At 46.2% G+C, this 14,064-nt stretch carries 12 protein-coding genes and 1 tRNA gene; 11 read left to right on the top strand and 2 right to left on the bottom strand.

Going from position 1 to position 14,064, the window contains the following annotated elements; all coding sequences use genetic code 11:
• Positions 1 to 31 precede the first annotated feature (31 nt).
• Entirely contained in the window at positions 32 to 1,411 is a 1,380-nt protein-coding gene (locus T426_RS0100520) for an MFS transporter (RefSeq protein WP_027585139.1), read from the top strand.
• Positions 1,412 to 1,493: 82 nt separating this feature from the next.
• Positions 1,494 to 1,577 (top strand) — tRNA-Leu (locus T426_RS0100515).
• A gap of 52 nt (positions 1,578 to 1,629) precedes the next feature.
• Here the strand turns inward: T426_RS0100515 and T426_RS0100510 are convergent.
• Positions 1,630 to 2,085, bottom strand: a complete 456-nt coding sequence (locus T426_RS0100510) for a transposase (RefSeq protein WP_148303639.1) — start codon at positions 2,083 to 2,085, stop codon at positions 1,630 to 1,632.
• Positions 2,086 to 2,254: 169 nt separating this feature from the next.
• Between T426_RS0100510 and T426_RS0100505 the strand changes: the two genes are divergently transcribed.
• From T426_RS0100505 to pepE, 9 genes are all read left to right on the top strand, one after another.
• Positions 2,255 to 4,486, top strand: coding sequence for a DUF5916 domain-containing protein (locus T426_RS0100505; protein WP_025862578.1), 2,232 nt, complete (start codon positions 2,255 to 2,257; stop codon positions 4,484 to 4,486).
• A gap of 140 nt (positions 4,487 to 4,626) precedes the next feature.
• Positions 4,627 to 5,001, top strand: coding sequence for a response regulator (locus T426_RS0100500; protein WP_025862577.1), 375 nt, complete (start codon positions 4,627 to 4,629; stop codon positions 4,999 to 5,001).
• A 109-nt stretch (positions 5,002 to 5,110) separates the two neighbouring features.
• Complete coding sequence (locus T426_RS0100495; RefSeq protein ID WP_025862576.1) at positions 5,111 to 5,563, top strand: dCMP deaminase family protein; 453 nt, start codon at positions 5,111 to 5,113, stop codon at positions 5,561 to 5,563.
• 1 nt (position 5,564) lies between these two features.
• Positions 5,565 to 7,193, top strand: coding sequence for a S41 family peptidase (locus tag T426_RS22285; protein WP_025862575.1), 1,629 nt, complete (start codon positions 5,565 to 5,567; stop codon positions 7,191 to 7,193).
• Positions 7,194 to 7,340: 147 nt separating this feature from the next.
• Positions 7,341 to 7,826, top strand: coding sequence for an RNA polymerase sigma factor (locus T426_RS0100485; RefSeq protein ID WP_025862574.1), 486 nt, complete (start codon positions 7,341 to 7,343; stop codon positions 7,824 to 7,826).
• On the top strand, positions 7,826 to 8,878 hold the full coding sequence (locus tag T426_RS0100480) for an anti-sigma factor (protein ID WP_025862573.1): 1,053 nt from the start codon (positions 7,826 to 7,828) through the stop codon (positions 8,876 to 8,878). Before T426_RS0100485 ends, T426_RS0100480 begins: the two co-directional genes overlap by 1 nt.
• 55 nt (positions 8,879 to 8,933) lie before the next feature.
• Positions 8,934 to 9,857, top strand: a complete 924-nt coding sequence (locus tag T426_RS22280; RefSeq protein WP_081782323.1) for an outer membrane beta-barrel protein — start codon at positions 8,934 to 8,936, stop codon at positions 9,855 to 9,857.
• Between the two features lie 98 nt (positions 9,858 to 9,955).
• Positions 9,956 to 10,765 (top strand): outer membrane beta-barrel protein, encoded by an 810-nt coding sequence (locus T426_RS0100470; protein ID WP_025862570.1) that lies wholly within the window; start codon positions 9,956 to 9,958, stop codon positions 10,763 to 10,765.
• A 109-nt stretch (positions 10,766 to 10,874) separates the two neighbouring features.
• Positions 10,875 to 11,585, top strand: a complete 711-nt coding sequence (gene pepE, locus T426_RS0100460; protein WP_025862568.1) for a dipeptidase PepE — start codon at positions 10,875 to 10,877, stop codon at positions 11,583 to 11,585.
• A gap of 55 nt (positions 11,586 to 11,640) precedes the next feature.
• Here the strand turns inward: pepE and T426_RS0100455 are convergent, their stop codons facing one another.
• On the bottom strand, positions 11,641 to 14,058 hold the full coding sequence (locus tag T426_RS0100455; RefSeq protein WP_025862567.1) for an ABC transporter permease: 2,418 nt from the start codon (positions 14,056 to 14,058) through the stop codon (positions 11,641 to 11,643).
• Positions 14,059 to 14,064 lie beyond the last annotated feature (6 nt).

Below are 14,064 nucleotides of genomic sequence, written 5' to 3'. Positions count from 1 at the left end.
AAGATACCGAACTACTAATTTGACTTTTAACATGATGGAGAGAGAAAGTACCTGGCGTTTTTCCCGGGCATTTTGGGTGGCTAATACCGTTGAACTGTTTGAGCGGGCGGCCTACTACGGAGTTTTCATTGTCATTACCCTTTATCTTTCGAGGATACTCGGTTTTTCAGATGTTCAGGCCGGATTCATTTCCGGGACCTTTTCCGCGCTGCTATACCTTTTACCCACTTTTAGCGGAGCGATTGCCGATAAAATCGGATTTCGAAGTGGATTGTTGCTGGCTTTCGGGTTACTTTCCATTGGTTATTTAGGATTGGGATTGTTGCCTACCACATTGCAGTCAGCCGGGTTAGTGCACTACGGCCACCTGACGGAGTTTTCCGGTTTACGTGAGAGTACCGCCAAGTGGGGCATTCTCCCGGTGATGGCACTCATCATCATTGGTGGTTCATTCATCAAATCAGTGATTTCCGGAACCGTATCGAAAGAGACCACCGAGCAAAACCGGGCCCGCGGATTTTCCATCTTTTACGCGATGGTGAATATTGGTGCCTTTTCCGGAAAAACCATTGTGAAACCCTTGCGGGAAGCGTTGGGAAACGAAGGTCTGATTACCCTGAATTACTTTTCGGCCGGAGCAACCTTACTCGGATTTATCGTTGTTTTCTTCATGTTTAAATCGTCGCATCACGAAGGTCAGGGAAAATCGCTGAAAGAAATATGGCAGGCGCTTATCAAAGTCGTCTCCAACGTACGTTTGATTGTTTTGATTCTCATCATCACCGGCTTTTGGATGGTGCAGCATCAGTTGTATGCCACCATGCCCAAATATGTGTTGCGCATGGCAGGAGAGGGCGCATCTCCTTCTTGGTATGCCAACGTTAATCCGCTGGTCGTGGTTTTGACGGTTAGCCTAATTACGCAGTTGATGCGGAAGAAAAAGGCAATTACCTCCATGATGGTAGGCATGTTCATCATGCCGTTTTCGGCGTTGGCCATGGCTTCCGGAAATATGATTGTACAGGAACCGATTTTTGGTATGCATCCGGTCGCGTTCATGATGGTGGTAGGAATCGTTTTTCAGGGAGTTGCTGAATCGTTCATATCGCCCCGTTTTCTCGAATATTTTTCGTTGCAGGCTCCGCGGGGCGAGGAGGGACTTTACCTCGGATTCAGTCATCTTCATTCGTTTTTTTCGTCGCTGGTAGGCTTCGGTTTATCAGGTTATTTGCTCGGGAAATATTGTCCCGACCCGTTGACGCTTAGTGAAGCGGAAAAGCTTCATGCATACGATCATGCGCATTATATCTGGTTTGTTTTTGTGGGCATTGCCATCGTATCGGCCATTTCGCTGGTGATTTACGGAAAAGTGACGGCAGCCATCGATGCCCGTCGAATAAAGGAAATATGAGTTTTTTCCATGAAAAATATTTTTCGGAAGTGAATTTTTGATCTATATTTGTGCCGCGCCGGAAAAAACCGGTAGTCTACTCGCCCGGGTGGCGGAATTGGTAGACGCGCTGGACTCAAAATCCAGTGATAGCAATATCGTGCGGGTTCGATTCCCGCCCCGGGTACTGAAGCCTTCTTCCAAAAGGGAGAAGGTTTTTTTATGCCCTGAATTCCGTGTTAGTTCCCAAACAATTTTTCTTCCCGGAAGGGAATGTGATGGTAACGAAGGAATTCGATGTACTCCTCGCGGAAGGATTTGTGCAGGTGATGTTGCTGATGATTCTGGATGAATCGCATGGTACTCTCAAGTTGTGAGCGACTGATGGAATAAGCCGCGAACCCCTTCTGCCAGGTAAAACCTTTGCAATTATCGAAGTGTTGTCGCAACCAGGTTTGTGAAGCTTCTTTAAGTGGAAGTACAGCTGACTCAACGGAAAGTCTTGCAGGAATGGCTAATAACAGATGCACATGATTTTCGGTTCCGCCCAGCGTAATCAAGCGGGTTCCCCTCGATTTGGCTATGGCCGAAAGATAAGATACCATTTGAGAGCGTATATCGGGTGATAGGTAACTTCGCTGGCCCATCGTCCCAAACACCACATGCATCAAACAACTGATAAATGTATTTTCCACGGAGGTTTAAGTTCGTTCATCTTCAAGATACTAAATAATCTCATTTGGTGTGCGTTCATCCATTACGTTAACTCAATTTTACTGTGAAAAATGTAATGATATTGTTGTTTTGACTGTAAGATTGATTTTTCTATATTGTAGCGTCCAAATCACTGCATACTAACTAACTATGAAACTTACCAAAGTATTGACGACACTGGCTGTTTGGCTGGTTCTCGTAACCGAAGGAGTATCTGCTTCCGGAAATAATGGTCTGACCGCTCAGTCTTTTTCGTTTTCACGGAAAGATTCCACCGTTACCATCAATACCATTAACAGCGACTATGTTTTGCATGTAAAAAAGCGGACCGGCCCGATTAAACTTGACGGCGTACTGGATGAGGAAGACTGGAAGCGGGCGCAAAAGGCCACCAATTTTTACATGGTTCTGCCATACGATACCGGTTATGCTGCCGCGAAGTCGGAAGTGATGATGACTTATGGCGACAAGGCTTTTTATCTGGCGTTTGTTTTTTACGACACCATCCCGGGTAAAAGGCCGGTAGAGTCGTTGCGGCGCGATTTTGTCTTTGGTAATAATGATAATTTCTTACTGTTTCTCGATACGTACAACGATCAAACTACCGGTTATTCATTCGGAGCAAATGCTGCCGGAGCCAAATGGGACGGAACGATGAGTGACGGTCACAGCGTGAATTTGATTTGGGATTGCAAGTGGCAGTCGAAGACCAAAAATTACAAAGACCGTTGGGTCACCGAAATGCGGATTCCGTTTAAGTCTATCCGGTACCAAAGTGGCGTTGATCACTGGAATGTGCAGTTTTCTAGATTGGACCTAAAACGGAACGAAAAGTCGGCCTGGGCACCTGTTCCGCAGCAATTTCCAACCGCTTCGTTGGCGTATGCGGGAGTGGTGCAATGGGAAACCCCTCCACCAAAATCCGGACTGCAGTTTTCACTCATCCCTTACATTTTTGGAAGTGCGTCGCGCGATTTTGAAGCCGGGACCGATACCCGTTACCGCAAGGATTTCGGAATGGATGCCAAGCTGGGACTGTCGTCATCACTTAACCTCGATCTCACTTACAATCCTGATTTTTCGCAGGCGGAAGTTGACGATCAGGTAACCAATCTCGATCGCTTCGAATTGTATTACCCCGAGAAGCGACAGTTTTTTCTCGAAAACAGCGACCTGTTTGCCAATTATGGTTCCGGTCAAATCCGTCCGTTTTTTTCACGTCGTATTGGTTTGGATTCGCCGGTGTTGGCCGGTGCCCGCTTAAGCGGAAAACTTGGAAACGACTGGCGACTTGGAGTGATGGACATGGAAACAGAAAAGCAGGGTGATTTGCTGGCACGCAACTTTTTTGTGGCTTCGGTGCAAAAGAAAGTTTTTTCGCGCTCGAATATCGGAGCCATCTTTGTGAATAAGCAGAACATGAACGTTCCTTCCGGTTTTACAGGGAACGAATACAACCGGGTAGCTGGTTTGGAATACAATCTGGCCAGTTCGAACAATTACTGGACGGGCGAATTTTTCGGGTTTCGTTCGTTTACACCTGGCATGAGTTCCGGAGAGCAGTTTGCGCAGGGAACCCAGTTAAATTATTCGCGGAAGCAATATGACCTGGGAATCAAAGAATATTATGTAGGGAAAAACTACAATGCGGAAACCGGGTACGTTCCCCGTGTGGATTATTTGCGCCTGAATCCGACAGCCACCGTTCGATTTTATCCGGACAAGAGCAATGTGGAATATCACGGATTTTTCACTGAATTGGATACATATTTCCGTCCGGGAGATATGGAATTAACCGATCGCGAAGTCAGCTTCGATTACTTTTTCCAGTTTCATAACCGGAGTCATCTGGAACTGGAAACCAATTTCTGGTACATCAAGCTGCGCAATGCTTTCGATCCCACCAACCAGGGAAACCATTTCCTTGAAGCAGGTACCGGTTACAATTGGTTCGATGCCACGTTGATTTACCAATCTGACAACCGAAAAACCTTCAAGTATGAACTTTCTTCCGGTTACGGTGGCTTCTTTAATGGAAACCGCCTACATGTTGAAGGAATGTTGAACTACCGTTTCCAGCCGTTTGGATATGTGTCGATGGTGTTCAGTTACAATAACCTGAAGTTACCACAGCCCTGGGGCGATACCGGTTACTGGCTGGTTGGCCCGAAGCTGGATGTAACCTTTACCGATAAACTGTTCTTCACCACCTATGTGCAATACAATGAGCAGATTGACAACATCAATGTAAATGCCCGGCTGCAATGGCGGTATCAGCCGGTATCAGATATTTACCTGGTGTACACCGATAACTATTTTCCGGGAAACATGCAGGCAAAGAACAGGGCGCTGGTTTTCAAAATGACCTATTGGTTCAATTAATTATCACAATGATTTAGGAAATAATAAGTTGGTTGAATTGAGCGTTTATTTTATGTACGGTGTATTTTTCGACCTATGAAGCATAACTAAAATATTTTTGTATATATTTGAATTTCACAGGACCCAAAAGCTAAACATAAGTGGAAAACCCAGAGAAGAAATTTGTCATTCTTGTTGTTGAAGATGCCGAGTCCAACTATCTGTATCTGAAAGCTGTTTTGCGTAAGATTGATGCAGAAATGATTTGGGTCAAGAACGGGCAGGAAGCGGTTAAAACGGTCAAAACGAACCCGGCGGTTAGTTTGGTATTGATGGATTTACAAATGCCCATTATGAATGGCTTCGATGCCACCCGCAAGATAAAGGAGATCAGACCAGAGTTGCCGGTGATTGCCCAAACCGCCTTTGTGATGCCGGAAGATGTTGAAATGGCGAAGGAGAGTGGGTGTGACGACTTCTGGGCCAAGCCCATTAAATCGAAAGATATTCTGGATAAAATAAAAAACTTCCTCTGAACGACTGAGATCATTTATACCGCCCCGTTCAAGGCGGTTTTTTTTCATGTGCTTTTTCTGAGACACCGTCTAAACCGAACGCAGTTATTAAGTAAAACGAACGCATTGCATGGATAAAACGAATAACCGCAAACAAGCGTTACTTGACTATCGCTATCTGCGTATGGCTCGTATCTGGGCCGAAAATTCGTACTGTAAGCGCCGGCAGGTAGGAGCTTTGCTGGTGAAAGACAAAATGATCATCTCGGATGGTTACAACGGTACTCCCTCTGGTTTTGAAAACAACTGTGAGGATGAAGAGAACAAAACAAAACCTTACGTGTTGCATGCTGAGGCTAACGCTATTACAAAAGTGGCCAAGTCGAACAACAGCAGCGAAAATGCCACGTTATATGTTACGTCCTCACCTTGCCTCGAATGTTCAAAACTGATTATTCAGGCAGGCATCAGCAAGGTTGTTTTCTCCGACTCGTACCGGTTAAACGATGGAATTGAGTTGCTTAAAAGAGCTTCGATAGAAATAGTACAGATAGATTTGGAATCAAACAGACAGGAAGAATAAAATGGATAAGAAAAACAGAAGATTAATCACCTGGACCCCGGTATTACTGGCATTTGCCATTATTGTTGGAATTTTCATCGGGATTGTCCTGCAGCGTCGGCAACAGTCCGCTTACGATCACCTCAAGTCGCCGGCCAATAATAAGATCGATCTCATCATGAATCTGATCAACGACTATTATGTCGATTCGGTCAACGAAAAACAACTGGTCAATAACGCCATTCCCGATATACTGAAACAACTCGATCCGCACACGACATACATTCCCAAAAAGGATATGCAGGAAGTGAACGAGGAAATGTCAGGTAATTTTGGCGGAATCGGTGTGCAGTTTTCCATTCAAAATGATACGGTTACTGTGGTCGATGTCATCTCGGGTGGGCCATCTCAGAAGCTTGGAATTCAGGCTGGCGACCGCATTGTGATGGTTAACGATACCACGATTGCCGGAGTCAATATCACGAACGATAAGGTTATCAAGAAACTTCGTGGCGAAAAGGGAACACATGTAAAGGTTTCTATCGCCCGTCGCGGAATCCCCGATTTGATCGACTTTGACATTACACGTGGAAATATTCCGCTTTACAGTGTCGATGTTTCATATATGATCGATAAAAAGACCGGTTATGTGAAAGTGAGCCGTTTTGCCGAAAACACGTACGCCGAGTTCATGAAAGCATTAGACAAATTGAACAAGGATGGCGCTCAGAATATCATCATCGACCTTCGTGGTAACCCGGGTGGTTATCTGGCAGCGGTCATCAAGATGGTGAGTGAGTTCCTCGATAAGGGCGAATTGATTGTATATACGAAAGGTCTGCATCAGCCGAAGAAAATGTTCCGGGCCGACGGCAAGGGCAGTATGCTTGGCAAAAAAGTGGTTGTAATGATCGATGAGTTCTCAGCATCGGCCAGCGAGATTTTCTCCGGTGCCATCCAGGATAACGATCGGGGGATGATTGTCGGTCGCCGTTCATTTGGAAAAGGATTGGTGCAGGAGCAGATTCCGTTCAGCGACGGTTCCGCTATGCGTTTAACGGTTGCCCGTTATTACACGCCTTCCGGCAGATGTATACAGAAGCCGTATACGGATGGAAACCAGGCTTACTACCAGGATATTGCCCGGCGTTACAAGCATGGTGAATTTGAGCAAAGAGACAGTATCCATTTCAACGATTCATTGAAGTATCATACCCGTACAGGCCGGGTTGTTTACGGCGGTGGAGGAATCATGCCGGATGTGTTTGTTCCGGCTGATACAACCGGTTTCTCCGACTATTATGGCAAGATTACTTCGAAAGGATTGGTTTACCGTTTTGCCTTCGATTATGCCGACTCGCATCGCGAATTGCTATCGAAAATGAAAGACGCCAAAGCCATCGAGGATTACCTGAATAAGCAGGATGTATTCTCGCAATTTGTCCGGTTTGCCGCAAAGAATGGTGTTCCTCGCGATAGCAAAGGATTGAAGGTTTCAGGGAAAATTCTGAAAATCCAACTCAATGCCTACATTGCCCGGAATATTCTTGGTGAGGAAGGATTTTATCCCATCATCAAAGAGATTGACACCACACTGCGCAAGGCCATTAGTGTGATTGAATCGGACCAAACTGCCGAACAGAAGAAATAAATGACAATTCATATACAGAAGGTTGCTCCAACGAGCAACCTTTTTTTTTGTGGCAAAAAATCAGGAAGTTGAAAAAATCCGGTGATGGCTGTAACTTTAACAGGAAACAGTCGTCTTACTTCCAACATGTAATTGTAGCCTGACCGGATGACCCTTGATGAATATAACCGCGCAGTAGATGAATGGACTGACAGAGTATACCGCTTTGTCGTGAAAAATATGCACGACGAAGACGGGGCAAGGGACGTTGTGCAGGACAGTTACGAAAAGATGTGGCGGCATCGCGATAATATTGACGGAACAAAGGTCAAAACCTACCTGTTTACCACGGCTTATCACACGATGATTGATCGTATGCGGAAAAGTAAACGGGAAGTCATTGGCGATCCGTTGGAACATGAGATCCGCCACGAACGAAATGGTTTTTCCGATTTGCAGGAAGTGCTTCATGAAGCAGTTTCCCGTTTGCCGGAAAAACAACGCAGCGTAGTGTTGCTGCGCGATTACGAAGGCTATTCCTATCGGGAAATTGCCGAAATTTCCGGTTTAACCGAAGCGCAGGTAAAGGTTTATATTTACCGGGCCCGCGTTTTTTTGAAGAAGTACATCGGTAGCATTGATGTGGTGGTGTGATGAAGATAACGACTGAAAATTACGAGGAGTTTGTTCTGGATTACCTGGAAGGGGAATTAGATCCGGAAACGCGGAAGATGCTGGAGGCTTTCTTCCGGGAGCATCCCCGTTTGGCTCCTGATGAAGAAGGAATTTCTTCGTTGAGGCTTCAGCCGGAGGAGTTATCGATGAAAGGAAAGAACTCACTGCATAAGTCTGTTTTCGATACCCCGGAAGGACTGGAAGAAGCTGCTATTGCGCTTTCCGAAGGAGACCTTTCTAATGAAGAAGTTGCCGCGTTCCAAACCTGGCTGGAAAATCACGCAGAAGCGGAAGAAACCGTCAGCCAGTTTGCCCGGTTAAAACTGCAACCCGATGCGAGCATTGTTTTTCCCAATAAAGCAAAGCTGAAAAGAAAAACCCGCGTACTACCCATCTGGTGGAGTGTTGCTGCCGCTGCAGTACTGACGTTGGGAATGTTCCTTTTCTATCCCGAAAAAGATGGAACTGTTCAGCAGTCGCCTAATCCGAAAGTCGCCGAAGCGCCTGTTACCGATAGTGAGCGGGAAGCGGTTCCCGGTAAGGAAAAAGAAGGTGTGAAAGATGAAAGCAAATTGGCGACCCCACCGCAGAAAAAGATTGTGAGGGAAAAACCGTTGCGGGTAGCTGAGATTCTTCCGGCGAAAGCAAAAGCAATACCCCAGAAAGAAGCACAACCGGAGCTCGAGCGTATTGCGATGAATATTCCGGAACCGATGAAAGCGAAGGTTATCCGCTTTGATGTGCAGCCGGAGAAAGTGGTGATGGTGCTGGATTACGAGGCTCCGGGAAATGCGTTGGCTGATGAAATTCCTGTAGTGGATCTCCTGGACAGGAAACTGGAAAACTCCTTACACAGCGAAGACCGGGAATTGCTTTCGTCCGACAACATTGCGTTGGGTGGACTTCAGCTGATTGCACGGGCATCAGGCGATCGACTGGTCGGAAAGCGCGGGAATGACGGCGAAATAAAGTCCATCTCTTTCCACAGCCGGCTAATTTCCTTCTCCCTTCCGGTGAATAAAAATCGCTAACCTGTAACAAAATCCGGCAACGGTTCGTCCTACTCACAAACAAAAACAAAAAGCTATGTTTGGTAGAATACTTCTAAGCTTTATGCTGATCATGTTCAGCGCTCAGTATATGATGGCACAAGATACGGTGCGGGTAAAAGTGCTTGGAAAGAATGCCGTTACGGTGATTGATGGAATGGGGAAAACCAATGTCCAGGTTGGTGACAATTCGGTTGATGTAAATTCCTTCGATAACGATACGGTGAAAATCCGGTTGGGACGCAAGGCGATTGTCATTGCTGATGGTTGGCACGGTTCCTCTGTTGATTTTGATACGCTGGATGACGATGAATTTGAAAAATGGACCGGTCACCGGCCTAAATTCAAAGGGCACTGGGCGCTGTTTGAAATGGGAGTGAACTCCTTTGCCAATGCCACGTATGCGGGTTTTCCCGAGTCTAACTGGATGGATTTGAACCACAACAAATCCTACGAGGTCAACATCAACTTCCTGCGGTACAGTATTGGTTTGCAAAAGCAGCACAACACCATTGGATTGGTCACCGGGCTCGGATTGAACTGGAACGACTACCGGTTCTCGAACAGGAATACCCTTTCGAATGAAAACGGCGTTACCAGTCCGGTTTATCTTACTTACGACAATATCGATAAAACCAAACTGAATACCTTGTATTTGCAGGCTCCGTTAATGTTTGAATTCCAGATTCCGATTAATAAATCGTATAAGCGAGCCTATTTTTCCGGAGGAGTTATCGGTGGGCTGAGACTGGGTTCGCACACCAAAGTAAAGCACAGCGGAACAAAGGATAAAAACCGGGATGACTTCAATATCTCACCTTTCCGGTACGGGGCAACTGCCCGAATCGGTTACAAGGGAATTAACCTTTTTGCCACCTATTACTTTACACCGTTCTACGAAAGTAACCGTGGCCCGGAAATGTATCCTTTCACCATCGGATTGGGACTTGTGAATTGGTAATACTCAGTTTGTAAAATTGAAATATAGATGAGCCGGCTTGTAACCGGCTCATTTTTTTTCTGCTGCTTTTTCAGTTAAATTTGTACAAACCTCGGTCCATGACTAGAAAATACCTGACATTCACAATAACCGCGTTGTTGTTTGCCCAAATTCTGGTGGCACAACAAAACGATACCATCACGATTGTGCCGGCAAAACCCAGGCATGCAGTTTCTATTAACGATTTTATGGGGAACCAGGACGGTTACCGAAGTTTCTGGGATCGGAATTTTTCCGGTCACTGGAGCGGTTTTCATCTGGGGATTAATTCCTTTTTACAAAAGGACTATTCAGCTTATCCGCCTTCGCAGGACGGGTTCATGAATTTGAAAATCTGGCGCTCGTTTTCTTATCAGGTCAATTTTTGGCAAAAGAGTATCAGTTTACAGCGGTATCATGATGCCATTGGCCTGGTTACAGGTTTGGGATTATGCTTCGATGATTACCGGTTTAACCCGGAACTAACCATCGAAGCAGATGCAAACGGCGTTATACAGCCCATCTATCCGGGTTACGAAGAGATGCGGAAATCCAAACTCAGTACGTTTTATGGAAGAATTCCGCTGTTGCTTGAATTTCAGATACCTATCGGGCATTTTCAGCGACGCTTCTGGATGTCGGCTGGTGTGGTGTTTGGTTATAAATTGGGTAGCCATACCAAACTGAAATACCATCAGGAAGGTATCAGTGAAAAGGTGAAGTTCCGCGACGAATTGTATCTGAACGATTATCGTTACAGCTACACGGTGCGTATGGGATACAAATGGTTTAACGTATTTGCAGAGTATTCGCCGGTTCCGTTTTTCAAAGACGGCCATGGTCCGGTACTTTATCCGTTTTCTGCCGGCATGACACTGGTCAGTTTTTAAGCATGATTTTCCTGGAATAAATTGACTCCGAACCTGCCGTTCCTTCTTTTTTCATTCCCTGAATTTGACTTAATTGCAATCCGAAAACATAAATCGAATCAATAAAACTATGCAACTTTTACTCATCAGTAATTCGACAATGGCCGGAGAGCCATACCTCGATTACCCCAAACACGAAATCAAAAAATTTCTTGGCGATAAACCCGTAAAAGCACTCTTCATTCCTTACGCAGCCGTCACTTTCTCTTTTGATGATTACGAAGCGAAAGTAGAGCAACGTTTTGCCGAAATCGGGCACCATGTGCGTGGAATTCATCATTACGACGACCCGGTTAAAGCGGTGGAAGAGGCCGAAGCCATTGTGGTGGGCGGCGGAAACACCTGGCAGCTGGTGCGCATGCTGCACGACAACAACCTAATGAAACCGATTGCCAAACGCGTAGCGAACGGAATGCCTTATATTGGCTGGAGTGCCGGCTCTAATGTGGCTTGTCCCACACTGCGGACCACCAACGATATGCCCATCATCGATCCGCTGGGATTTGACTGTCTGAAGTTGATTCCTTTCCAGATTAATCCGCACTATCAGGATAAAAATCCGGATGGACATGCCGGCGAAACCCGCGAACAGCGCATCGAAGAGTTTCTGGAAGTCAATCCCGATATTTATGTGGTGGGCTTACGTGAAGGAACCATGCTGAAGTACGATGATGATAAGCTTTCGCTGATTGGAAACCTCAAGGCACGGATTTTCAAAAAGGACCAAAAGCCACTGGAATTAAGTAGTGAAGACAATTTCAACTTCCTGTTAAAGGAGTAGTTATTCAGGATATGAAAAAAGAAAAGGGAGGAAATAATATTCCTCCCTTTTTGTTTTATTCATCTTTCAACACTTCCACCGGATTTCGGTTGGCGGCTTTGTAGCTTTGCCAGCTAACGGCGGCTATAGCAATAACGAGGGTGAACAGAGCTGCCGAAGCAAAAATCCACCAGCTTAAGGCGGTTTTCCATGCGAAATTTTCGAGCCATTTGTGCATGAGGTACCACGAGAGGGGAACACCGATAATAAACGCTGAAATCACCCATTTCAGGATATCGGCATTGAGCATTGACATGATGGAACCGACCGAAGCACCGTTTACTTTCCGCACGCCAATTTCCTTTCTGCGGGTTACTCCCGAATACATGGCCAGCGCCCATAAACCGAGGCAGGCGATGAATACGGCTAAAGCCGAGAAAAAGCCGAATACGGAACCAAAGCGCTGATCGGACTTGTACTGTTGCTGGTAAAATTGGTCAACAAAGAAATAATCGAAAGTGGATTGGGGGAAGAAGCGTTCCCACAAATTCCGGATATTGGCCATGGTTTTTGCCGATGGATTACCCGTCATTTTGACGGAGATGAACCGGGGAGAAATCCATGGAATGCGATCGTATTTTATCATCATGATGGGCGTGTAGGCTTTCACCAGCGATTGCTGATGGTAATTCTTCATGATACCAATGATTTCGAACGGCTCCTCTTCGCCCTCTACGCTTATCCGGCGGCCAATGGATTCTTCGTTGTCCGGAAGGTCAAGCAATTTCAATGCTTCCTCGTTTACCACCAGTTTGTTCCGGTCGTCACCGAAATCTTCCGAGAAACCACGTCCGGCAATGATTTTCATGCCGTAGGTTGAGGCGAAATTATCATCGGCGCTCAGCATTTCGTACAGGCGGTTCTGTTTGTTCGGGTCATCAGCCCGGTGGTTCGAGGCAAAAAACGCCACTTCCATTCCGGGTACGGCACTGGAAATCGCTGCATTTTTCACATCGGTAAAACCTTTCAGTTCTCGTCTGAAGCTGATGATTTTTTGTTGTAATTCGTCGGTTTGTGCCGGAAACTTAATGGCCATCACCCGGTTGATGTTCACACCGGTGGGCTGGTTCATCATATAATCGAGCTGATTGTACACCACAATTGTACTGAATATTAGCACAAACGAAGCCACAAACTGAACGACCACGAGTCCTTTCCGCATGGAACCGGTGCCTTTGGATTGTTTGCTTTTCCCCCGAAGAATAGAGATAGGCTTAATGGAAGCCAGCACCGAAGCGGGGTAGAAGCCCGAAATGAAGATTCCGGACAGGAATACCAGTACGATGGGAATCCAAAATGTGGAATCTTTCCACAGTTGGAACGGAATATTCTTTCCGGTGAGTTGATTAAACCCTCCAACCGAAACCAGCATGACACCAATGGCCAGAACGAGAGCGACACCATTCACCAGTAACGATTCCATCAGAAACTGAATGATGATATGTATTTTCGAAGCGCCCGAAACTTTGCGGACACTCACTTCGCGGGCACGGTCCAGCGCCCTCGCAGTCGTCAGGTTGATGTAATTGAACCAGGCAATCACCAGAATAGCCAGGGCTACCAGCATTAGCGCGTTTACGGCGTTCCGGTTTCCCTTGGTTTCGCGTTCGTATTGCTTTTGCGGTGTCAGGTGGATGTTCCTTAGCGGATTCAGATGAATGGCCCAGGTTTTATTCTTCAATGCAGCTGCTGTTTTATACTGCTCGGCCATTTTGGGAAAAGCATTCTCGATACTGGCCGGAGACACGTTGGGTTGCAGTAAAACGTACGTATACACTTCGTGCAGGTACCAGAAGTTATTCATCCAATCAGGCAGGGTTTTCCACGAAATAAAAAAATCGAAATGAAAGTGAGAGTTAGGTGGCAAATCGGCTATTACACCAGTCACTTCGCAATTTTTCACCGAGCCGGTTGTGCTGAACTTCAATATCTTCCCAATGGGATCGGTTTCGCCAAAGTAACGGTGAGCAGCGGTTTGAGTAATCACCACTTTGTTGGGACCTTCCAGCGCTGTTTTCGGATCGCCTTCCAGCAACGGGAAATCAAAAATCCGGAAGAATGACGGTTCGGTAACCGCTACATCGCTTTCGCGGAAACGGATATTTTCGTAACTGACAATTTGTTCTGTTTCATGAATATCGACGCGCACCGCATCCTGAATGCCACTGATGTGTTGCATCATGGCGGGAGCATAACCGAATGAGCTGGTTGGCCAGTCGTCTGTCAGGGTATTGCCTTCGAAAAAACGTGACTCCACCCTGTAAATGCGTTTGGCCAGGTGGTGCATGTTGTCGTAGCTGAACTCGAAGTTCACATAGTTCAGTATCAGCAGCGAAACCGCCATCCCAATGGCCAGGCCAAGGACATTGATGGCTGTGAATAGTTTGTTTTTCAGCAGATGGCGAATCGCTGCCAGCAGGTAATTCCGTAGCATGGTTCA

This window comes from Prolixibacter bellariivorans ATCC BAA-1284 (assembly GCF_000621705.1).
Lineage (GTDB): Bacteria > Bacteroidota > Bacteroidia > Bacteroidales > Prolixibacteraceae > Prolixibacter > Prolixibacter bellariivorans.
This window is presented reverse-complemented; position numbering and strand designations above follow the sequence as displayed.